The organism is Marinobacter sp. F3R08, from assembly GCF_018860425.1.
Lineage (GTDB): Bacteria > Pseudomonadota > Gammaproteobacteria > Pseudomonadales > Oleiphilaceae > Marinobacter.
On the sequence record NZ_JAHKPI010000015.1, the window covers coordinates 64,968 to 86,073 of the forward strand.

The 21,106-nt window shown below is 55.3% G+C and carries 20 protein-coding genes; 16 read left to right on the plus strand and 4 right to left on the minus strand.

Features of this window, described 5'->3' with window-relative positions:
* Nucleotides 1-3: 3 nt before the first annotated feature.
* The 7 genes from mrdA (at nucleotide 4) to KO499_RS09400 (ending at nucleotide 7,776) form a co-directional block, all read left to right on the plus strand.
* On the plus strand, nucleotides 4-1,893 hold the full coding sequence (gene mrdA, locus KO499_RS09370; protein WP_215983484.1) for a penicillin-binding protein 2: 1,890 nt from the start codon (nucleotides 4-6) through the stop codon (nucleotides 1,891-1,893).
* Nucleotides 1,893-3,035, plus strand: coding sequence for a rod shape-determining protein RodA (gene rodA / locus KO499_RS09375; RefSeq protein ID WP_215983485.1), 1,143 nt, complete (start codon nucleotides 1,893-1,895; stop codon nucleotides 3,033-3,035). Before mrdA ends, rodA begins: the two co-directional genes overlap by 1 nt.
* Nucleotides 3,036-3,158: 123 nt before the next feature.
* Nucleotides 3,159-4,052, plus strand: coding sequence for a septal ring lytic transglycosylase RlpA family protein (locus KO499_RS09380; protein WP_215983486.1), 894 nt, complete (start codon nucleotides 3,159-3,161; stop codon nucleotides 4,050-4,052).
* 57 nt (nucleotides 4,053-4,109) lie between these two features.
* A complete protein-coding gene (locus KO499_RS09385; RefSeq protein ID WP_215983487.1) occupies nucleotides 4,110-5,276 on the plus strand; it encodes a D-alanyl-D-alanine carboxypeptidase family protein in 1,167 nt (388 codons plus the stop codon).
* A 31-nt stretch (nucleotides 5,277-5,307) separates the two neighbouring features.
* Nucleotides 5,308-5,577: a YbeD family protein gene (locus KO499_RS09390; RefSeq protein ID WP_215983488.1), complete on the plus strand. Its 270-nt coding sequence runs from the start codon at nucleotides 5,308-5,310 to the stop codon at nucleotides 5,575-5,577.
* 5 nt (nucleotides 5,578-5,582) lie between these two features.
* Complete coding sequence (gene lipB, locus KO499_RS09395) at nucleotides 5,583-6,221, plus strand: lipoyl(octanoyl) transferase LipB (protein ID WP_215983489.1); 639 nt, start codon at nucleotides 5,583-5,585, stop codon at nucleotides 6,219-6,221.
* A gap of 109 nt (nucleotides 6,222-6,330) precedes the next feature.
* Complete coding sequence (locus KO499_RS09400) at nucleotides 6,331-7,776, plus strand: ABC1 kinase family protein (RefSeq protein WP_215983490.1); 1,446 nt, start codon at nucleotides 6,331-6,333, stop codon at nucleotides 7,774-7,776.
* Here the strand turns inward: KO499_RS09400 and KO499_RS09405 are convergent.
* The gene (locus tag KO499_RS09405) at nucleotides 7,716-8,159 is read right to left on the minus strand and encodes a YqaA family protein (RefSeq protein ID WP_215983491.1); all 444 of its coding nucleotides are present in this window, start codon (nucleotides 8,157-8,159) and stop codon (nucleotides 7,716-7,718) included. The genes KO499_RS09400 and KO499_RS09405 overlap by 61 nt on opposite strands.
* Nucleotides 8,160-8,376: 217 nt before the next feature.
* Between KO499_RS09405 and KO499_RS09410 the strand changes: the two genes are divergently transcribed.
* Nucleotides 8,377-8,631 carry a GrxA family glutaredoxin gene (locus KO499_RS09410; protein ID WP_215983492.1) on the plus strand — a complete coding sequence of 85 codons (255 nt, stop codon included), beginning with the start codon at nucleotides 8,377-8,379 and terminating at the stop codon, nucleotides 8,629-8,631.
* Between the two features lie 92 nt (nucleotides 8,632-8,723).
* Here KO499_RS09410 and KO499_RS09415 read toward each other — a convergent pair whose 3' ends face one another.
* The gene (locus KO499_RS09415; RefSeq protein ID WP_215983493.1) at nucleotides 8,724-9,986 is read right to left on the minus strand and encodes a 6-phosphofructokinase; all 1,263 of its coding nucleotides are present in this window, start codon (nucleotides 9,984-9,986) and stop codon (nucleotides 8,724-8,726) included.
* A 155-nt stretch (nucleotides 9,987-10,141) separates the two neighbouring features.
* Between KO499_RS09415 and mpl the strand changes: the two genes are divergently transcribed.
* The 5 genes from mpl to KO499_RS09440 all read left to right on the plus strand — a co-directional run bounded on the left by mpl (nucleotide 10,142) and on the right by KO499_RS09440 (nucleotide 17,336).
* On the plus strand, nucleotides 10,142-11,536 hold the full coding sequence (mpl, locus tag KO499_RS09420) for a UDP-N-acetylmuramate:L-alanyl-gamma-D-glutamyl-meso-diaminopimelate ligase (protein ID WP_215983494.1): 1,395 nt from the start codon (nucleotides 10,142-10,144) through the stop codon (nucleotides 11,534-11,536).
* 45 nt (nucleotides 11,537-11,581) lie between these two features.
* Nucleotides 11,582-12,229, plus strand: a complete 648-nt coding sequence (locus KO499_RS09425; RefSeq protein WP_215983495.1) for a flavin prenyltransferase UbiX — start codon at nucleotides 11,582-11,584, stop codon at nucleotides 12,227-12,229.
* 122 nt (nucleotides 12,230-12,351) lie between these two features.
* Nucleotides 12,352-13,491, plus strand: a complete 1,140-nt coding sequence (locus KO499_RS09430; protein ID WP_215983496.1) for an acyl-CoA dehydrogenase family protein — start codon at nucleotides 12,352-12,354, stop codon at nucleotides 13,489-13,491.
* An 81-nt stretch (nucleotides 13,492-13,572) separates the two neighbouring features.
* Entirely contained in the window at nucleotides 13,573-15,315 is a 1,743-nt protein-coding gene (locus KO499_RS09435; protein ID WP_215983497.1) for a protein adenylyltransferase SelO, read from the plus strand.
* 143 nt (nucleotides 15,316-15,458) lie between these two features.
* Nucleotides 15,459-17,336, plus strand: coding sequence for a hypothetical protein (locus tag KO499_RS09440; RefSeq protein ID WP_215983498.1), 1,878 nt, complete (start codon nucleotides 15,459-15,461; stop codon nucleotides 17,334-17,336).
* Nucleotides 17,337-17,768: 432 nt separating this feature from the next.
* Here KO499_RS09440 and KO499_RS09445 read toward each other — a convergent pair whose 3' ends face one another.
* A complete protein-coding gene (locus KO499_RS09445) occupies nucleotides 17,769-18,521 on the minus strand; it encodes a hypothetical protein (RefSeq protein ID WP_215983499.1) in 753 nt (250 codons plus the stop codon).
* Entirely contained in the window at nucleotides 18,508-19,119 is a 612-nt protein-coding gene (locus tag KO499_RS09450) for a hypothetical protein (RefSeq protein ID WP_215983500.1), read from the minus strand. The genes KO499_RS09445 and KO499_RS09450 overlap by 14 nt, the downstream gene beginning before the upstream one ends.
* Nucleotides 19,120-19,506: 387 nt before the next feature.
* Here KO499_RS09450 and KO499_RS09455 point away from each other — a divergent pair, with 387 nt between their 5' ends.
* The 3 genes from KO499_RS09455 (at nucleotide 19,507) to rnhA (ending at nucleotide 21,017) form a co-directional block, all read left to right on the plus strand.
* Nucleotides 19,507-20,076 carry a recombinase family protein gene (locus KO499_RS09455; protein ID WP_215983887.1) on the plus strand — a complete coding sequence of 190 codons (570 nt, stop codon included), beginning with the start codon at nucleotides 19,507-19,509 and terminating at the stop codon, nucleotides 20,074-20,076.
* Nucleotides 20,077-20,350: 274 nt separating this feature from the next.
* A complete protein-coding gene (locus tag KO499_RS09460; RefSeq protein ID WP_215983501.1) occupies nucleotides 20,351-20,551 on the plus strand; it encodes a hypothetical protein in 201 nt (66 codons plus the stop codon).
* A 1-nt stretch (nucleotide 20,552) separates the two neighbouring features.
* Nucleotides 20,553-21,017 (plus strand): ribonuclease HI, encoded by a 465-nt coding sequence (gene rnhA, locus KO499_RS09465; protein WP_215983502.1) that lies wholly within the window; start codon nucleotides 20,553-20,555, stop codon nucleotides 21,015-21,017.
* Nucleotides 21,018-21,106: the final 89 nt, after the last annotated feature.

Genomic DNA, 21,106 nt, shown 5'->3' on the forward strand with positions numbered 1-21,106 from the left:
GTTATGCCATGGGGTGAGTTCAAGGACACGGCGGCAGAGCGTCGTCTTTTTCAGCGCCGGACCCTGGTGATGCTGATCGTTGTCATGCTGGCTATTGGCGGCCTGGTTGCGCGAATGTATCAACTCCAGGTGGTGGAGCACGATATCTACACCACTCTCTCGGACAAGAACCGGGTTCAGGTCCAGTCCGTACCGCCTCCTCGGGGGTTGGTTTATGATCGAAATGGCTCTCTGCTGGCGGAGAATCGCCCTGTTTTCAGTGTGACGCTCGTACCCGAAAGGGTGCAGGGCATGGACGACACGCTGGCTCAGCTTGACACTATCCTCGATATTTCCGAAGAAGATCGTGAGCGCTTTCAGCGCCGGCTTCAGGAGCCTCGCCGTCCTTTCCAGGAAATCCCCCTGCGCTATGATCTGAACGAGGAAGAAATGGCCCGCCTGGCAGTGCATCGCCATGAACTTCCGGGGGTGGAGGTCGAGGCCGAACTGGTTCGTTTCTATCCGCACAGCGAACTGACGGCCCACGCTCTGGGTTTTGTCGGTCGTATAAACCGGGACGAGTTGCAGCGGATCGACCCGGTTAATTACGCGGGCACCAACTACATTGGCAAATCCGGCATCGAACGATTCTATGAAGAAATACTCCACGGTGAAGTCGGCTATCAGCATGTCGAAACCAACGCCCGTGGCCGGACCCTTCGGGTCTTGGAGCGCGAAAATCCGGTGCCAGGCGAGGATTTACAGCTCCATCTGGACCTGAGATTGCAGCAGCGTGCCCATGAACTCCTGGATGGTCGCAGAGGCGCCATTATCGCGATTGAGCCTGATACTGGTGGCATTCTTGCGCTGGCCAGCGTGCCGGGCTTCGACGCCAACAAGTTTGTGACAGGTATCAGCGTCAATGACTACCGGGAGTTGAGTGAGAGCAGAGATAAACCGCTGTTCAACCGGGCCTTGAGGGGGCAGTATCCGCCCGGATCCACACTCAAACCGATGCTTGCGGTTGCGGCCCTGGACAGTGGCGCAACGACCCGGGATTACACGATCTGGGATCCGGGCCACTTTCGGCTCAATCCGGGCGGACGGCTCTGGCGTGACTGGAAACGATCAGGACATGGCTGGGTCGATCTGAAAGATGCTGTGGCGGAATCCTGTGATGTCTATTTCTATGATGTCGCGGTCAAGATGGGTGTAGACACCATGTACAGCTATCTTTCTCATTTCGGATTTGGAGAGGACGCAACCCTTGATGTCTCGGGCGCACTGAGTGGCCTGCTACCTTCCAAGGACTGGAAACGTGCGGTCCGGGACGAGCCCTGGTATCCCGGAGACTCTGTGAATCTGGGAATTGGTCAGGGCTTTATGCTGGCCACGCCGCTGCAGTTGGCAACGGCGACGGCCCTTATTGCCAATCGAGGCAGATGGGTCGAGCCAAGATTATTGAAAGACATAAAAGGGGATCGCCCAGTCGAGGAATTTCTGCCCGCCGAGACCCATGAGCCGCTAGCGTTGAAGAACCCGGATGACTGGGAGTTTGTGGTGGAGACCATGGTTGAAGTCATGCACGGCCCGAAAGGCACTGCCCGCGGGGCCGGTCGGGGAGCGCCTTACCGAATGGCAGGTAAGACAGGCACTGCTCAGGTGTTCAGTTTGGCGGAAGATGAGGAATACGACAAAGAAGAGGTTCGTGAGCGGCTCAGGGATCATGCGCTTTTTGTTGGCTTCGCACCGGTCGACAACCCACAGATTGCCGTCGCTGTGATTGTCGAAAACGGCGGCAGCGGCAGTGGCACCGCGGCTCCGGTTGCAAGGGCCCTGTTTGACTCCTGGTTGCTCGAATACGGGCAAACAGATGGTGCGCTGATCAGTGGCGTTGATGAGGTGGCCAACTGATGGCATTCAAGGCGTTACTCGATTCAACGGCGAGCAACCCGCTTGGCCGGCATCGCAGTATCTGGGCCGCCCTGCACCTGGACCCGATACTTTTATTTCTTCTGCTGATATTGGTTTCTGGCGGCTTGTTCGTACTTTACAGCGGCGCTGACCGGAACCTCGAAGTGGTCAAGGCCCAGGGCTTACGTCTGGGTGTGGCATTTGGGGTGATGCTGATCTTTGCCCAGCTGGATCCGTCGGTGTTCCGTCGATGGGCGCCCTGGTTATACGGAGCCGGAATTATCGCGTTGGGTGCGGTCATTCTGGTAGGTGTTGGTGCCAAGGGGGCTCAGCGTTGGCTGGCAATACCGGGCCTGCCTCGTTTTCAGCCTTCGGAGTTGATGAAGCTGGTGGTGCCGATGATGGCCGCCTGGTACCTGTCACAGCATTTTCTACCGCCGAGGTTCCGGCAGATTGCAGTCGGGTTGGCCATTGTCCTTGTGCCCATGGTCATGATCATGCAGCAGCCGGATCTTGGAACTTCCCTGCTGGTCGGCATGGCGGGCATCTTCGTGATTTTTTTCGCCGGAATCAGCTGGAAACTGATAATGGCGTGCGTGGCCATGGTGTCGGTATCGGCTCCGCTGATGTGGTTCTTTGTAATGAGGGAGTACCAGAAACAGCGCGTGCTGACCATGCTCGATCCCCAAAGTGACCCTCTGGGCGCTGGCTGGAACATCATTCAGTCCAAGACGGCCATTGGCTCGGGCGGATTGGATGGAAAAGGGTGGCTCCAGGGAACCCAGTCACATCTTGAATTTCTGCCCGAGAGTCATACTGACTTCATTGTGGCGGTGTTGGCGGAGGAATTCGGGTTCGTGGGCATGCTTACCCTTATGACGGTGTATTTCCTGATTATTCTACGATGTTTGTATATTGCGGCAACCGCCCAGGATTCGTTTGGCCGTCTTCTGGCCGGCGCGCTCACCATGACGTTCTTTATCTACATCTTCGTGAATATCGGGATGGTAAGCGGGCTCTTGCCCGTTGTCGGTGTGCCGTTGCCGCTGATTAGCTATGGTGGAACCTCAGGGGTAACTCTGATGGCGGCATTTGGCGTTTTAATGTCGATTCACACTCATCGACGAATGATTGGTGCCTGACCGTTTCCATCCAACCATGGCGTGCGGGTAATGGTGATTCCGACGGAGAACCCGTTACAATGGTAGGGAGGCCGCCGAAAATCTGATGGCGGTGGCCATTGTAGTCAAGAGGAACCCCGGACAGTGAATTTCAAGCCTTCATTATCTCTATTGCTGACAGTTGTGGCGTCGCTGGTACTGGGAGGCTGTGCTTCAGCCCCGGATACAGACTCTTCGTCCCGCTATACGTTGGCCACCGATAGGGCGCCGTCGGGCAGTTTCGACGTCTCGGGGCTTGACGACGCGGTACCGGTTTATGAGGCTCCACGTAGTGCGGGCAACAAGTCTCCGTATGAAGTCTGGGGCAAGCAGTACTTTGTGCTTGAGAGCAATGATGGTTACGTTTCACGGGGTACAGCGAGCTGGTACGGCGAGAAATTCCACGGCCATAAGACCTCCAACGGTGAGACCTTTAACATGTATGCCATGTCCGCGGCGCACAAATCTTTGCGGATTCCCGGTTATGCCCGGGTGACGAATCTGGATAATGGTCGTTCAGTGATCGTCAGGGTCAACGACCGGGGGCCCTTCCACAGTGACCGGATCATCGATCTGTCCTATGCGGCTGCCAAGAAACTGGGCTATCAGACTCGGGGCACGGCGCGGGTGGAAGTTGCCGCTATTTCAGTCAAGCCGGACGGCAGCATGGCCATCGCAGGGGAGCCCTTCACCCCGGGAGAGTCGGTCGCATCGGCTGAAAGCCGGGTAAAGGCGAGCGGTGACATGGCCATGACGAACCGGTCATTGTTTGTGCAGTTGGGGTCCTTCAGTAGCCGGGATCCTGCCGAAAAATTGCTTAGCCAGGTGAGTGCAGTGCTGGAGAGCCCGATACGGGTACGAGCTGTTGATACGTCTTCAGGACGCTTTCATCGGGTTCAGGTGGGCCCGTTCAGCGATGAAGACAGTGCCAGGCGGACCCAGAGCTTACTGGAAGCCCGTGGTTTTGATCAGTCTATTCTGTTGACTGACTCCCACTGAGCACACCGAACAAAATACCCACATAAAAAACACACTTAACGACGAATGAATGGATCCATGGCCTTGAACTCTGTTTTCCGAACTCTATCCGTAGTCTTTGTGCTGATGCTTGCCCTGACGGGTAAGGCAATGTCCCAGTCGGTACTGATTCCGTCGCCGCCGCAGATTGCAGGCAGCTCCTATGTTCTGATGGATCCCAAAAGCGGACGAATCATAATGGAGGAGAATAGCCACGAGCGTCTGCCTCCGGCCAGTTTGACCAAAATGATGACGGCCTACATTGTCGAGCGGGAGCTTGATGAGGGGCGTATTTCGATGTCTGACATGGTTCCGATCAGTGTTCATGCCTGGAAGACTGAAGGTTCGCGAACCTTTGTCCGGGAAGGCACACAGGTGTCGGTGGAGAACCTGCTCAGGGGCGTGATCATTCAGTCGGGCAACGATGCCTCCGTGGCCCTGGCGGAATTCATTGCCGGCAGTGAAGATGCGTTCGTTGATATCATGAACCAGCAGGCCCAGTTGTTGGGCATGAAAGACACCAACTTTCTGAATGCGACTGGCCTGCCCTCTCCGGATCATTTTTCAACCGCCTATGACCTGGCTATGCTGGCCCGCGCGATCATCAATGATTACCCGGATAATTATCCGTTGTACGCCGAAAAACATTTTACTTACAACAATATCCGGCAGCCGAACCGGAACAGCCTGCTGTGGCGTGATGAAAGCGTTGATGGACTGAAGACCGGTCACACCGAGGAGGCAGGCTACTGTCTGGTTGCATCTGCAAAGCGTAATGATACCCGCTTTATTGCCGTGGTTATGGGTACCAGCAGTTCGGACGCGCGGGCGCAGGAAATCCAGAAAATGCTTAACTATGGTTTCCGTTACTTTGAGAGTGAACGCCTGTTTCGGTCGGGTCAGGAGTTGATAGAAGCTCCGGTCTGGGGCGGTCAGATTGATCAGCTTTCTGTCGGTATGGCTGAAGATGTTTACGTCACTATACCCCGGGGGTCCCGCAACGACCTCGAGTCTACGGTGGACTTGGATTCTGTCATCAAAGCACCCATAAAGATCGGGGATGAGCTGGGTCGCGTCAAGGTGTCCTATAACGGAGAAGTTCTGGTTGACCAGCCGGTACTGGCCCTCACTGAGGTTCCTGAAGGCGGGTTTTTCAAACGCATCTGGGATGCCATCAAGCTCTTTTTCGTTCAGTTATTTCAGTAGGGTGACGCGGGTCCCCGGGGAGTAAAGCGGCATGAGTGAGCCGAAAGCACCAAAAATTGAGTTTCCATGTGACTATGTGATCAAGGTGATCGGCAACGCCGCGCCGGATTTCACCGAGTTTGTCGTAGAGGTTGTTGAGCAGCACGCGCCCGGAATCTGTGAAACGGATATTACGGTTAACGACAGCAGCAAAGGCCGGTTCTCGTCGGTGCAGCTCAAAATTGTCGCTACCGGGGAAGAGCAGCTGAAAGCTCTGTTTGAAGACCTCAAGGCCAGCGGCCGCGTACACATGGTGCTCTGATTGCCATGGCTGACCTGATTGTTCGCGCGCTGGGAAAACAGCCCTATCTGGAAACCTGGGAGGCAATGAAGTCATTCACCGCCGATCGGGATGACAGCTGGGCTGATGAGCTCTGGTGCCTTGAGCATCCACGAGTTTATACCCAGGGGCAGGCGGGCAAGGCAGAACACATTCTTGCACCCGGTGATATTCCGGTAATTCAGGTGGATCGGGGTGGTCAGGTGACTTATCACGGCCCGGGCCAGTTAGTGGTTTACCTGATGATCAATCTGACCCGCAAGAAACTGGGCGTGCGCTCTCTGGTCGACGAAATTGAGCAGGCCATTGTGCGGACCCTGGCAGGCTTGGGCGTTGAGGCCGCGCCCAGGCCGGATGCGCCTGGCGTATACGTGGGAGCATCCAAGATTGCTTCTCTTGGTCTCAGGGTGCGTCGGGGCTGTTCATTTCACGGGCTGGCATTGAACGTGGACATGGATATGGAGCCCTTCCGGCGCATCAATCCCTGTGGCTATGCCGGTATGGCCATGAGCCAGGTGCGGGACTTCGTTCCCGGAGTAACCCTGCCCGACGTTCAGCAACGATTATCCGAGCAGTTGGTCAAAGGCCTGGCCCACAGCGATGTTGAATTCCGGAATGGTTGGTAGTTCTGGTCGCTGACAGCCGGTCGGCTTGGTTAAGCCAGTCCCAAGGACTATCCGTATAATGGGGATAAGTACCAGGCGTGATGAAATTCTCTGATCCGAACAGGTCACTATGTCTTCCAGACGTTCAGGAAATTCCGTTTCCCGCATCAAGACCGGCAGCTTCGAACGCAGGTTGAGTCTCACCCGTGCCGGGCTGTTTGCCGGTACGCGTATGGCTTCCCATATGGCAACCAACTGGTTCAGTAGCCGGGAAAACCGGGAAAAGCGGCACAGCGCCATGCTTTCAAGTCAGGCCCGGTTCCTGGTCGATGAACTGGGTAAGCTCAAGGGCAGCGTGGTAAAAATCGGCCAGGTCATGGCCCTGTATGGTGAGCACTTTCTGCCCGAGGAAGTCACCGAAGCACTGCATACCCTGGAAGATCAGACGACCTCGCTGGAATGGCCAGCTATTGAGCGCGTTCTGGTTGCTGAGTTGGGCGCGGATCGGATGGCCCAGCTGGACGTTGAGCCTGAGCCCATCGGGGCGGCTTCTCTGGGGCAGGTCCACCGTGCCTGGCGCCGAAGTGATGGCCTGGAGTTGGTTCTTAAAGTCCAGTATCCGGGCGTTGCAGATGCTGTCGACAGTGACCTTAATGCCGTCGCCCAACTGCTGCGCGTGGCAAGGTTGGTCAATTTCGGCCCTGAGTTCAATGACTGGCTCGAAGAAGTGCGGCACATGATGCACCGGGAAGTGGACTATCGCCTGGAGGCGGAAACCACCGAAAAGTTTCGCAACATGCTGGCGTCGGATCCGCGCTTTATTGTGCCCAGAGTCCTGCCGGAGTTTTCAACGGCGCACGTTATAGCCTCTACTTACGAACACGGCCATTCGGTCAGTTCCCGGGCGGTCAGGGATCTTCCACTGGAGCGCCGTAGCGCTCTGGGCAAGGCTGCATTGGAGCTGTTTTTCCGGGAGCTGTTCGTCTGGGGCGAAATTCAGACCGATCCCAATTTTGGCAACTATCGCATCCGGATCGCTGGCGAAGAGGGCGATGACCCCGGGTACGACCGCATTGTCCTGCTTGATTTCGGCGCTGTGCAGGCCTATTCCGATGAGTTTCTGAATCCGGTCATCCAGATGATCAGAGCTTCCTATGAGAACAATCTCGAGGAGGTGATTGACGGAGGTGTGAAACTTCGGTTCATGAGTACGGAGTGGCCCGGCGATGTGCTGGAGAAGTTTGGTCAGGTGTGTATGTCGGTACTGGAGCCTCTTGCGAGCAACAAGGATGCCTGGCCGGACTATGCCGTGAACAGCCATGGACAGTATCGCTGGAAGCAGAGTGAATTGCCGTCCCGGGTTGCCCGTCAGGCGGCCCGGTCTGCCATCAGCCGTTACTTCCGGGTACCTCCCAAGGAATTTGTTTTCCTCAACCGCAAGCTGATCGGTGTGTACACATTTGTGGCGGTATTGAATTCCGAATTCAACGGTGAGCCGTTGCTTCGTAAATACCTTTACGGCGATGGTGATGATGCACCGGACGCTTCCGCTACCAGCCAGAGCACGAACGCATAGCGCGCGCCCTTGCCAATACCCACGAGTATAACAAAGTTCAGCCAGGGCACGCGCATGATTCCGCCTACCAGAGTCAGCGCATCACCGCCCAGGGGCAGCCAGCCCATCAGCAAAGACCACTGTCCGTAGCGATTGAAACGATTCCGTGCTTTATGCAGTTGCGTTTCGCTGATTGGAAACCAGCGCTTGTGCTTGAGGCGATCCACCTGTCGCCCGATGATGCCGTTGACGACCGAGCCAAGGGTGTTGCCTAGGGTTGCCCAGAACCAGAGCCAGCACCAGGAGTAACCCTGGGTAAACAGGGTGCCGAGCAGAATCTCCGAGTAGGCAGGCAGCAGTGTGGCGGCAGCGAACGCGGTCAGAAATAGCGTCAGGTAGGCCAATGAGCCCTCCTTGAATTACGGCTTCAGACAGAGATCGATGACCGAAACTGACAGGGCCCATGGTGTATTGCAAGCGTGCCGGCGACTCACGCGCACATGGTTGGCTACTATAGCGACGATTCAAAGCATCAATTTTCAATTTTCTTGGGCCGTGTCATGCTTGGGCTATAGGATTTTCATCTATGTAGTTACTTTCAATCAGGTTCGGGAGAACGTTATGGAGCAGGTCACGATATATGGCCGGTCAAGCTGTGGATTCTGCGTGCAGGCAAAGCATCTGTGTGAAACCCGGGGTATCCCCTATGTCTGGGTTGATATGATCGAGAAGGGTATGAGTAAGCAAGACATTGCCGACCAGATTGGCCGACCGGTGTTCACCGTGCCTCAGATCCTGGTGGGGAGCCAGTACGTAGGTGGCTTTGACCAGTTTTATGCCTACCTGCGCGATCATGAGGCGGAAACGACGGGATGACTGATCGTTGTTGGTCATCAGAATGAAAAAGGCCTGCCAGAGATTCTCTGTCAGGCCTTTTTGGTACTTCCTGATGCACTCTGGCGTGCGACCTAGAGCTGGAATTCGGTTTTCAGCTTCTTCTCGGTCAGAATATTCTGCAACCTGGCGACCCGAGGCAGCCCATTGTCGAACGGTGGGAAACTCTCCCCGGCGATCAGGGGCTCCAGGTAATCCCGGCAGTCCTGGGTAATGCCAAAGCCGTCGTCCGTAATGTAATGGATCGGCATCTTCTTTTCCTGATTCGCCACCTCACTCAACGGTGCTTCGCCGATCTTCCAGCGGTAGGGTTTTGCCTGTTCGCGCACAATGGTGGGCATCAGTGCCTGTTTGCCTTCCAGGGCCATTTCCACCGCCGCCTTGCCAACGGCATAGGCTTGCTCTACATCGGTAGCGGAAGAAATATGGCGAGCGCTGCGCTGCAGGTAATCCGCAACGGCCCAGTGGTACTTGTGACCCAGCGCCTGCTTGACCATGTTCGCCAGGGCCGGTGCCACACCGCCGAGTTGGGTGTGCCCGAAAGCGTCCTTGGCTCCGGCGTCGGCCAGGAAGCGCCCGTCTTCGTACTGGGCACCCTCAGACGCCACAACAACGCAATAGCCGTATTCTTTTACGCAATGTTCTACGCGGGCAAGGAAGGTGTCGCGATCGAACGGAATTTCCGGGAACAGAATAATGTGCGGTGGCTCACCTTCGGTCTGGCCGGCCAGACCGCCGGATGCTGCGATCCAGCCCGCGTGGCGCCCCATAACCTCAAGAATGAATACTTTGGTGGACGTTTCACACATGGACTTGATGTCCAGGCTGGCTTCCAGCGTCGAGGTGGCGATGTATTTGGCAACGGAACCAAAGCCCGGACAGCAGTCGGTAAACGGCAGATCGTTATCCACGGTCTTGGGGACACCGATACAGGTAATGGGGTAGCCCATCTTGTCGGCGATCTGGGAGACCTTGTAGGCGGTATCCTGTGAGTCCCCTCCGCCGTTGTAGAAGAAGTAACCGATGTCATGGGCCCGGAAAACTTCGATCAGCCGTTCGTATTCGCGGCGGTTCTCGGAGATGTTTTTGAGTTTGTGGCGACAGGAGCCGAAGGCGCCCCCCGGGGTATGAATCAGCGCCTGAATGGCGTCGTCGCTCTCGAGGCTGGTATCAATCAGCTCTTCCCTCAGCGCTCCGATAATGCCGTTGCGTCCGGCGAACACCTTGCCAATTTTGTCCGGATGCTTGCGGGCGGTCTGAATGACGCCACAGGCACTGGCATTGATGACGGCGGTAACACCGCCTGACTGAGCGTAGAATGCGTTCTTGATGGCCATCTCGGGCTGGAGCCTCCTGCTGGTTCGATAATGGCGCAGATGATACGCCAAACGCTGGCAATTTTCATGAGCAGGATTGCGGATGGCGTGGCTCTTGACGGGGTGGGGCGGATACGGGAGGCTTGTCGGGTTTCAACACAGAGGGCAGTTGCCGAATGCACATTCACATCCTCGGAATCTGTGGCACCTTTATGGGTAGCCTGGCCGTTCTGGCCCGGGAGCTCGGCCACACCGTGACAGGGTCCGACCAGGGCGTGTACCCGCCCATGAGTACCCAGCTGGAAGCGCAGGGTATTAGCCTGATGGAAGGGTACAGTCCGGATCATCTGGAGCCGAAGCCGGACCTTGTGCTGATCGGCAATGCCATGTCCCGCGGTAATTCTGAAGTCGAAGCGGTGCTCAACCGGAATATCGATTACATGTCGGGGCCCGAGTGGCTGAGCCGTGAAGTCCTCAGGCATCGTTGGGTGATGGCGGTAGCCGGTACCCACGGCAAGACCACAACAACCTCCATGTTGCTCTGGATACTGGATCAGGCCGGGTTTGAGCCGGGTTACCTTGTTGGCGGCGTCCCTCTGGATTTCCCCGTGTCGGCGCGTCTGGGTAACAGCGATTTTTTTGTCATTGAGGCGGACGAGTATGACAGCGCGTTCTTCGACAAGCGCTCCAAGTTTATCCATTACCGGCCTCATACCCTGATCCTGAACAACCTTGAATTTGATCATGCCGACATCTTTGAAAATGTTGAAGCCATCGAGCGACAGTTCCATCATCTGGTCCGGACGGTACCTTCCCAGGGGCTGATTGTCCGGCCTGCGGTGGATGGTCATCTGGATAACGCTCTGGCCATGGGCTGTTGGAGCCCGGTGCAGGATACCGCCATCGGCAGTGAGACGCCGCGTGTATCGGATTGGCGGGCTGAACTGCTCTCTGAGGACGGCAGCCGGTTTCTGGTGATCCATCACGAGCAACCGGTGGCGACCCTGAAATGGGATCAGACTGGTTTTCATAATGTTCGCAACGCCCTGTCTGCCATTGCCGCAGCGCGTCATGTCGGTGTTACTCCGGATCACGCGGTGGCGGCCTTGTGCCGGTTCTCCGGTGTCAAACGACGGATGGAATTGCTGGCAGATATCGGTGGCGTGCGCGTGTACGACGATTTCGCCCACCACCCGACGGCGATTGCGACCACCCTCGAGGGCTTGCGAAACCAGGTGGGTGAGGAGCCGATACTGGCTCTGATTGAACCGCGCTCCAACACCATGAAGCAGGGTGTCCATCAGCAGACATTGCTACCTAGTGCTGACGCGGCGGACCGTGTTCTCTGGGCCAATCTGAATGATATGGACTGGCTGCCGGAACTGATTGCCGGCTGGCAGGACCTCAATGCCGGCTCCGACAGGCACCAGGTGGAGACTACGGTGGAGGGTCTGCTGTCCCGGGTATTGGTAGATCTGCCCAGCCCCTGTCACATTGTGATCATGAGTAACGGCGGTTTTGGTGGTATTCACAGTAAACTTGTTGCCGAGCTCGAGCGTATTCGTGGCTGATCCGGCATGGCCGGTCCTTCATCTTACAGACAACGGGCGGAATCCATGAGCAACGATCTGAACCGGGTATCAACCGTTAATCTGGCCTTTACCGGTGCGTCTGGCGCCCACTACGGCTTGCGGCTGCTGCAATGCCTGGTGTCGGCAGGCTGCCGGGTAAACGTCATGATAAGCCGGGCAGCGCAGGTGGTCATTGCCACGGAAACGGACCTGAAACTCCCAGGCACACCTCCTGCCATGCAGGAGACGCTGGCTGCGTACGCTGGCGCCGAGCCTGGCCAGGTTCTGGTGTTCGGTCGGGAAGACTGGTTTGCCCCGCCGGCTTCAGGTTCCGGGGAAAAAGCACCGCTGGTGGTGTGCCCCTGCAGCACCGGAACCCTATCGGCCCTGGCGACCGGTGCCAGCAATAATCTGATCGAACGGGCTGGTGATGTTGCGCTGAAAGAGCGGCGTCCTCTTATTCTTGTACCCCGGGAAGCGCCATTCTCGGAGGTGCATCTGGAGAACATGCTGAAGCTGACCCGTATGGGCGCCATAATCATGCCGGCCAGTCCGGGGTTCTATCACAAACCGCAATCGGTTGAGGATCTGGTGGACTTTATCGTCGCCCGCATCCTCGACCACCTGAATCTGCCCCAGAACCTGATGCCCCGATGGGGCGAAGCCCGCACGGAACAAAAGCGTAACGGTTGACGCTGCCAGGGGCGTTGTTTTTGGCCAGCCTGATTGATGCTTTTCATCATTGAGCAAACCGGGCTTCGGGCAGAGACTTGGTGAATGACAATTACAACACAGGTTATTCACCGAGGTTTATCATGATTCCACGAACACTTTTCGACGCCGACCTTGAAGGCTTCCGGGATTCTGTCCGTAAGTTCCTGGAGCAGGAAGCGGCGCCTCATCATGATCAGTGGGAGAAGGACGGGCAGGTCAGCCGCGAACTCTGGCAGAAAGCCGGTGAGTTGGGTTTCCTTTGCCCATGCCTGCCGGAAGAGTTTGGCGGTGTTGGCGCGGATTTCCGGTACAGCGCGGTGTTGATTGAAGAGGTGGCCAGGGCCGGCTTGACCGGGATCGGCTGGGGCTTGCACTCTGACATAGTTGCGCCCTACGTCCTCAACTACGGCTCCGACGAGCTCAAAAACCACTATTTACCGAAGCTGGCCCGCGGTGAGATGATCGGCGCTATTGCGATGACCGAGCCAGGCGCTGGTTCGGATCTGCAGGGGGTGAAAACCACGGCGGTCAAGAATGGTGACCATTACGTTCTGAATGGTTCAAAAACGTTTATTACCAATGGCCAGCTTGCCGATGTGGTTATTGTTGTTGCCAAGACCGATCCCAATGAAGGCGCCAAGGGCATCAGTCTGTTCATGGTGGAAACCGCGTGGGAAGGTTTCGAGAAAGGTCAGAACCTGAACAAGGTGGGCATGAAGGCTCAGGATACCTCAGAGCTGTTCTTCCAGGACGTGAAAGTGCCTGAAGGAAACCTGATCGGCCCGGGCGAAGGGCAGGGTTTTTTCCAGCTGATGCAGGAGCTGGCGGCCGAGCGTCTGCAGGTGGCTCTGGGAGCTGTTGCCGCCGCTGAAGCGGCCTGGCAGTGGACCCTGGATTACGTCAAGGAGCGCAACGCCTTCGGCAAGCCGGTGATTGCCTTCCAGAATACCCGCTTCAAGATGGCGGAAATGAAGGCGGAAATTACCGCCGCCCGGGTGTTCACCGATCGGTGTCTGGAGCTGCATCTTGATAAGAAGCTCGACATTCCCACCGCCGCGATGCTCAAACAGCTCACCACAGATCTGCAGTGTAAAGTGATGGATGAGTGCGTGCAGCTGCACGGCGGTTACGGCTACATGTGGGAGTATCCGATCGCGCGGGCCTGGGCAGACTCACGAGTGCAGCGGATTTACGCCGGCACCAATGAAATCATGAAGGAAATCGTTGCCCGTTCATTCTGATCCCGGCCTCTGGGCCTGGTTATAGGGGTAACTGAGGGCAGTGCTGGCACTGCCCGTTTCCTTTGATCAGGAGAGGTACAGATGAAACAGCCGTTGTCGCGAGAAACCGGTTTCGAGGTAAACAGCCTCGAAGAACTTGCACCGATGGCCGATTATTCGCTGATGGATCATCTTACCCCTGATCCTGACGCCACGCCCGATGGTGTTGACCATCGGCCAAGGCAGGTCTTTTCGGGGCATTATGTCCCGGTCAGGCCCACGCCCATCGAGACACCTGAATACGTGGCCCACAGCAAGAGTTTGTTCCGGGAACTGGGCTTTGCCGATAGCCTGGCCCAATCCGATGATTTTATCCGGATATTCTCCGGCGACCTCTCGCTCGTACCAGAGCCGATGCGAAAAGTGGGCTGGGCTTCTGGCTACGCGCTTTCCATCTACGGCAACGAATACACCCAACAGTGCCCGTTTCAGACCGGCAACGGCTACGGCGACGGTCGTGCCATTTCGGTACTTGAAGCCGTTATCAACGGTCGGCGCTGGGAAATGCAGCTCAAGGGTGGCGGGCAGACGCCGTATTGTCGCGGTGCCGATGGACGTGCCGTTCTGCGCTCCAGCGTCCGTGAATTTCTGGCGCAAGAGCACATGCACGCCCTGGGTGTGCCGACCTCGCGATCACTGAGTCTTTACGTCTCGAAAACGGAGAGGGTGCGGCGTCCCTGGTACTCCGAGGGCTCCCATTCCCGGGATCCCGACCAGCTTGTTTCAGAGCCGGTTGCCATTTCCACCCGCGTTGCGCCTTCCGTCATCCGGGTTGGCCAGCTCGAACTCTTTGGTCGCAGGGCCAGAAAACAGGAGCACCCTCGAGCGATCGATGAACTCGAACAGCTTGTGCTGCACCTGATTGATCGGGAGTACAGCGGGGTCATTGACCAGACGCTCGCGACTCCCACGAAAGTCATCATGCTTGCACGGGCGTTTCGCGGCCGCCTTGCCTCGCTGGTGGCAAACTGGATCCGAGTTGGCTATTGCCAGGGCAATTTCAACAGCGACAACTGCGCCGCTGGCGGCTTCACGCTGGACTACGGGCCTTTCGGCTTCTGCGACGTGTTTGAGCCGTTTTATCAACCGTGGACCGGTGGCGGACAACACTTTGCTTTCCTGAATCAACCGGCGGCAGCCGAGCAGAACTTCAAGAGTTTCTGCTTGGCCCTCCGTCCACTGCTCAATGGCCATGAAGACGAACTGGCTCAGATCGACGAGATTCAGAGAGGTTTTCCGGAGGTGATGCAGACGGAAATGCAAAGGATGTGGTCAGCGAAACTGGGGCTCAAAGGTTTTGACGTCGAACTCTTCCGGGAGCTGATGATGCTGATGAGCCGAACCCCGGTGGATTACACCATTTTCTTTCGTGAGCTGTCCTCGGTACCGGGCGATCTTGAACCAATAAAGCAGAGCTTTTACAGGTCACTGGATGAAGCCGGTAGAGCTGATTCGGACGGGCTGCTCAAGCGCTGGTCCAAATGGCTTGCCAAGTGGCAATCTCAGATTGGAATCGATGGGTCTGGTGACGGTTCCCGGCTCCGCGAGGAGCTCTCCCGAGACATGAAACTCGTGAATCCGAAATACACCATGCGCGAGTGGTTCGTGGTGCCTGCCTATCAGCGGGCAGCGGAGGGTGACTACCAGCCACTGAGAGAGTTGCAGGATGTATTGACGCAACCTTACGCCGAGCAGTCGAATGCCGTCGAGTCGCACTACTACCGGCTCAAGCCATTGGAATTATTCGATCTCGGTGGTTTTTCACATTACAGCTGCTCGTCGTGACTAGTGTTCTGTCTGGTTAACTCGCTGACCGGACGGGACGCTAGTTACCAAACTTTACAAATTGCCAAACCTATCAAGGTCTTCGGCCATCACATCCCCTAAAGTAGCGGCACAACCTCTAACAAGGATAAACGGTTGCCGCGATGAAACGCTTAATTTGCCTGTCTGTTACTGCTTTTTGCCTCGTCCTGACCGCTTGTGGCCAGGAGTCCGACGAGCTGCCTGAGGATGGGCGGGATTTCGATGGTGTCGCGTACAGTGAGCCGGCGCCCTATACGGGCAGGGTCATCGACGGTTACCTCAAGAATGCCCGGGTCTGGCTGGATATGGATGGCGACAGTCAGTACACGCCTGGACCGCTGGTTGTTAGGCTGGATAACGGCAATGAGGTCACTCTCACTGCAGGCGAGCCTACCACCATCAGTGGTGCCGGCGGTCGCTTTACGCTTGATATTTCAGAGTTGGTTCTGGATCCTTCAGTGGGCCCTGACCTTGATCCCGGAGACTATGCGCTGCATGCCCTGGCCCTGCCAGGTAAAACCCTTGAGGAAACTCGCAACGGAGAGGTCGCGGTGGCGAGTGCCTACCTGATGTCGGCACCTCCCGGGGTTCGCAATATCACGCCACTGACCACGCTGGCCCGTTATCGCGGAGTTGTCGGCCTTGGTCCTTTCCTCGAAGCGTCTTCTGTAAATGCGGCCAGCCTGGCCGACCTGAATCTGGTAAGGGATTATATTCTTGCCCGGGATGAACGCTCTCATGCCTATGCCCGTGCCCTGGCGAAGTTCATGGCAAGCCAGATGCCAGCCGCCTATAACGATGTGCTTGCAGAGGGTGACGGCACGGAGCGATTTCTTGGTAAGGATGCAGCTTTCCTGCTGGGTGTGTCTCTGGTCCAGAATGCCGGCGATGTCATCGAGGCGGTAGATGCCGCGGCCCAGGGGGATTTCGCTAATGTGGATGTTGACGCCGTGACGCTGCCCGAGGTCGATGTGGCGTTGAGCAATCCGGTGTTGCTGACCAGCCAGAAAATATACGCCGAGCCCTCCAGCCAGGACACTTTGCCGGCTAACCGTTCTGGCCTTCAGCTCTCTGCCGAGCTGGCCTTCGATTACAGCGAGAGCGGACGGCTGCTATCGGTGTCCGCTAACGGCTGCCTGGCACCCTCCATGACGGAACTGGCAAGGCTGATCGGCGTAAATGGCTATATGGCGGAATTGCAGACCCAGTGGCGGCCGTCCGCTGCACTCTCGGAGCAAAGTCGTTTGAATTTCGACGGCGAGGGCACGGATGAGCGCCTGATTTTTGATTGGGATAACCAGAGAATCTATTTCGAGACCGGTACCACCTGCCATGAGCACAAGGGGGTGTCAGCGGGCTCAACGGTGCTCGGTGGGGTTCCTGAAGTCACTTACAGCTGGACAACTGATGGTGGCGACCTGCTGACGTTATCTGCAGAGTATCGCGATGGCAGGCTTCGCACGCTGGTCCCGGAACCTGCAAATTCGTCGGCAGTGTTCCCGGGGTACCGGATTTCAGAGCAGGGTGGCGAGGTGGAAGCGGCCACTTTTGCAGCCGGCATCACCCTCTGTGATCCACAGGAAGATGCTGCGGCAATGAGCCAGGTGGTAACAGGTATGCAGGCATACCAGTTCTCAGGTTATGAACCACAGCCCCCCGGCTTTACCAACCCTGTACTGGAATTCGACCGAAGGCAGTTTTCCGGGCCTGAGCAACCAGCTCTTCGGCTGTTGCGTTACGGATTTCTTGATCCGGATTTGCTTAACCTCGCCAGGGTGACAGGTGATGGCAGTTTTGAATGGAGGATGAATTATTTCGCGGCAGATGTGGAAGATTTTGTGGCAGAACAGCCAAACCTTATTCGTGATGCCTACCTGAAAAGCTACGCTCCTGCAGGCGATTGTGGTCGCGAGTTTGACGGTGTGCCCAGTTCCGCTTATGCACGGGTGGAGTACAGCTATCAAAGACTGTCTGAGTATCTTGTGGGCTTGCTGGACTAGTCAGAGAAAAGCCCTGTGCTGACTGAAGAAAAAGGAGTCAGTTCGGCACCTGGTGTTGAATGCGTAGCAAGTATTGAGTAGGTAAAAGATGTTGCCGGTTGGCTGTCTGGCCACTTTCTGAGGAAGAAAGTGGTGCCGAGGAGAGGACTCTCTCATCAGCTTTTAATGTCGTTCTAAATCAGTTGCTTATCGATTCCCTGTCTGAGGTTGTGTACCAGCTTTGTGCCAGTACGTCGATTATATCACCTTATCAGTTGAATGATCAGCAAACGGTAACGGGCGGGTTAGTCAGTGTTGAGAGGCAAGTTGAGATTCTTAAAGCAAGAACCCTAATGAAAGGTCTTATAGGATGACTATTCCAGGCTGCTTTGGCTTTGCTTTAATGCCGTAAAGGCAAGTCGGTTCACAGGGAACTATTCGCCTCACAGAGCCTTAATTGGCTACTTGAAGCAATTTATCTTCGACATAGTGGGCTCCAATTGGAGAAAGCTTGCATCTGCCGTCCGGGAGGTAATCGATAAGCCTCTTAGACTTCATTTTTTTTAATATCCCTTTGAAGCGACTTGAGTTGCTGTACTCAACTAGTGTTTGGAGTTCGCTATCGATTAAGTTGTCCTTTTTGTAGAGAGTGATAAGGGCTTTCTCTTCAGCGGTCAGGCGATCATTCAGGACCATAAAGCTCTCGCCGTCGTCCCAAATTGCCTCTACTTGGCGTTCTACGATCTGATCAACAAGGAGTGATGCTTCTTTTGAAGTCAGGTTTGAGTTCAATCGAATGAGCTCCGCTAAACACCATTTGACGGATGCCAGGATTAATGATGCATCCATATGGTTTGGTGAAACCTCTCCAACATGCCCAACTCCCCTTTTGTTTCGAACGCAGTAAACACTATAAAGGACACGAGGCATTATCATGCGGTAAGACTCGTGCCCAGCAGCTTGCTCATACTTTGATAAGACTGAGCCGTTGAAGCTGCCGAGTGATTCTTCAAAAGGTTTGTAGGAACCGAATAGCTGGTACTCGATAGCCCTTCTGGCAGATTCAACGAAATGTCCCGCATCTAACTCGCTGGTTTTCCATTGGCCCAATGCGTACTGGCGTTCAACTTCCCGATAGGACTCGGATAAATGGGAGGCAATATCCTCAGGGAAGTGGTGTGACAGAATATCCTTAACTTGGGTCACTTTCGAAAGACTCCGCAAGTTCTTGAGCTGCTTTGCGCCCGACATGGGTTAGCTTTACTGTTTTGTTTCTGGCTCCGTTGAGAATGAATTTCCGCTTGTCTTTGAAAGCTTTCGAAAAGTTTCCTGCGTCCAAACAACCATGATTTTTGCAGCTCTGGCGAATCTCTTCGAAAGTGACCGTATCTTTGCCTATCATCTGTGAGCCAAAAGCATAAAGTAACGCAACATTGGTCATCTTCGCGCGATCACTCTCGCCGGGTATGTCCGCAACGATATGGAGGTCACCTTCTAGCACCTCGAAAGTGTGGGGATAGTTTTGTATGTCAGGCTGTCCGCCTGCCCTCTGGACGGGTGTGTTGTCAGTCTCCGGAGAGGAAGTGCCTTGAGGTTGATTTTCGTGATTAGGCTCGGTCCGATTAACTGCACTTTTAGATTCAGAGGAAGGAGAAAAAGAAGGTTGGGATTTGGTTTTGTTCATCAGTTCCGACAGCATAGGCTTCATATCAGCAACTGTCTTGGTAACGTATTCCTCTGGCCCTTCTAACTCTAATTCCCCGGTGCTTATATTTAGGCTGAATTTGACGTAGCTGTCCGACATGTCATCTCCTTTTTAGTCAGTCTAAAACTTTTTATTATCGCCAATTTAGCACCCTAATGATCGGGAAAACAATTCTCATCACCGTGTTAGATTTAGGTTGTTCTCCTGGCGGACATCCCAAACGTATTTTTCTTAAAAATTTGAGCAGCTAATACTATTAGAAGAATTGTCCGGAATTCCCCCGGTGCCCCCCTCAATCTCATCGTGTATTCCGCTAGCTTCATCTCAGAATTTTTTTATTCGCCTGTGAGCACGTTCGTAGTTTCTGTACGAATTATTGAAGAGTGATTAGTACAGTGTACGATATTTACATAATTATAATTCGGACATAGGGTTCAGTCACGTGTATGTAACTTTTAACTTTCGGACAGTCATTGCGAGGTGACCATGTGGATTGGGTATGCACGAGTCTCGACCAAGGAGCAAGACCTTGATAATCAGCTTGAAGCTCTGAAGCAGGCAGGTTGTCAGAAGGCTATCCACGGTAAGCAGTCGGGATCGTCAAAGGAGAATGACGCAAAGCTGGCGGAACTCGTGGAGTATGTCAGAGAGGGTGATGTTGTCGTTGTCACCAAGTTAGATAGGCTTGGGCGATCCCTGAAGATGATCTTGCAGACACTTGAAGACATCCACGAGAAGGGCGCGATGCTCAAAACCTTGGATGGTTCCATCGATACCAGTCAGGAGACCCCCTTCAGCAAGGCCATGGTGTCGCTCATTGGGACTTTTGCCGAGCTTGAGCGAAACCTGATCGTCTCCCGCACAACTGAAGGTCGAGATGCTGCCAAGAGAAAAGGCGTCAGGTTTGGACGTAAGCCTTCAATGTCAGAGGATGAGCAGCGGCAGGCATTGGCCAAGCTTGAAGCAGGGCAATCAGTCAGAGCCACAGCGCTTGAGTTTGGAGTTACACGTCAAACCCTTTACCGGGTCAAAGAGAAGGCCGGTAAGAAATCCTGAGGCTGCCTTAAAGCTACTGTGTTGGCTTTTCTTGATTGCTGCTGGGGGCTAGGTCAGGGATGACCTTGTTGTTTGCTCTATGCTCTCTTTCCTTTGGGCGGTCTCTTGGTCGACGACATGAAGTGTGACCTGGATGTTGGGTCTGCTCCGTTCCTCAAGCCTGAGTCATTAGCCATCTGCATTCCTCCCTCCCTGTCGTTTTGTTCTTCCGGTCAATCAAATGGCTTGCCTAGGGAAGAACTGAAACTAAACGACGTTATAGAGGAGGAAAACTATGAGCGATAAGCACAAGCAACGCCTGATTCATAAACACGCCGGGAAGCCCGGAAAAACAGGCAAGATTGCCGCAAAGTGCATCGAGTGTGTGTATGACCCCATGGAGGCAGGAACATGGCGTAAACAGGTCGAGAATTGCTCTGCTACTGGGTGTCCGTTGTACTCGATTCGCCCCAAGTCTGAAGCGAGGTCTGCCTGATATGGATCAACATAACACTATCAACATACACACAGACGGAGCCTGCAAGGGAAACCCTGGTCCCGGTGGCTGGGGTGCTGTGCTTGAGTTTGGCGATAAGCAGCGCTGCATTGGTGGTAGAGAGAACCTCACGACCAATCAAAGGATGGAGCTGAAGGCTGCCGTTGAAGCCCTGAGGCATGTCGAAGGCTCGGGCCGCAACATACGTCTTCTAACCGATAGTCAGTATGTCCAAAAGGGCATGTCTGAGTGGCTGCCTAACTGGAAGGCGAAGAATTGGAAGACCGCTAGTAAGAAGCCGGTGAAGAATGTTGACCTCTGGAAGGAGCTAGACGCTTTGGCAGGCGGACATTCGATTGAGTGGCTCTGGGTCAGGGGGCACAGCGGTGACCCCGGCAATGACCTGGCGGACAGTCTTGCCAACAGAGCGATTACAGAGGGCGACATAAAAGAAACCAACAGTTAGCTGCGCTTCAATCACCCGGCCTGAGTCCCTTAGCTTGAAGTTCTTAAGGGCGAGGGCTGGGTAAGTGGCTTACCTAAGGGGAAGGACAC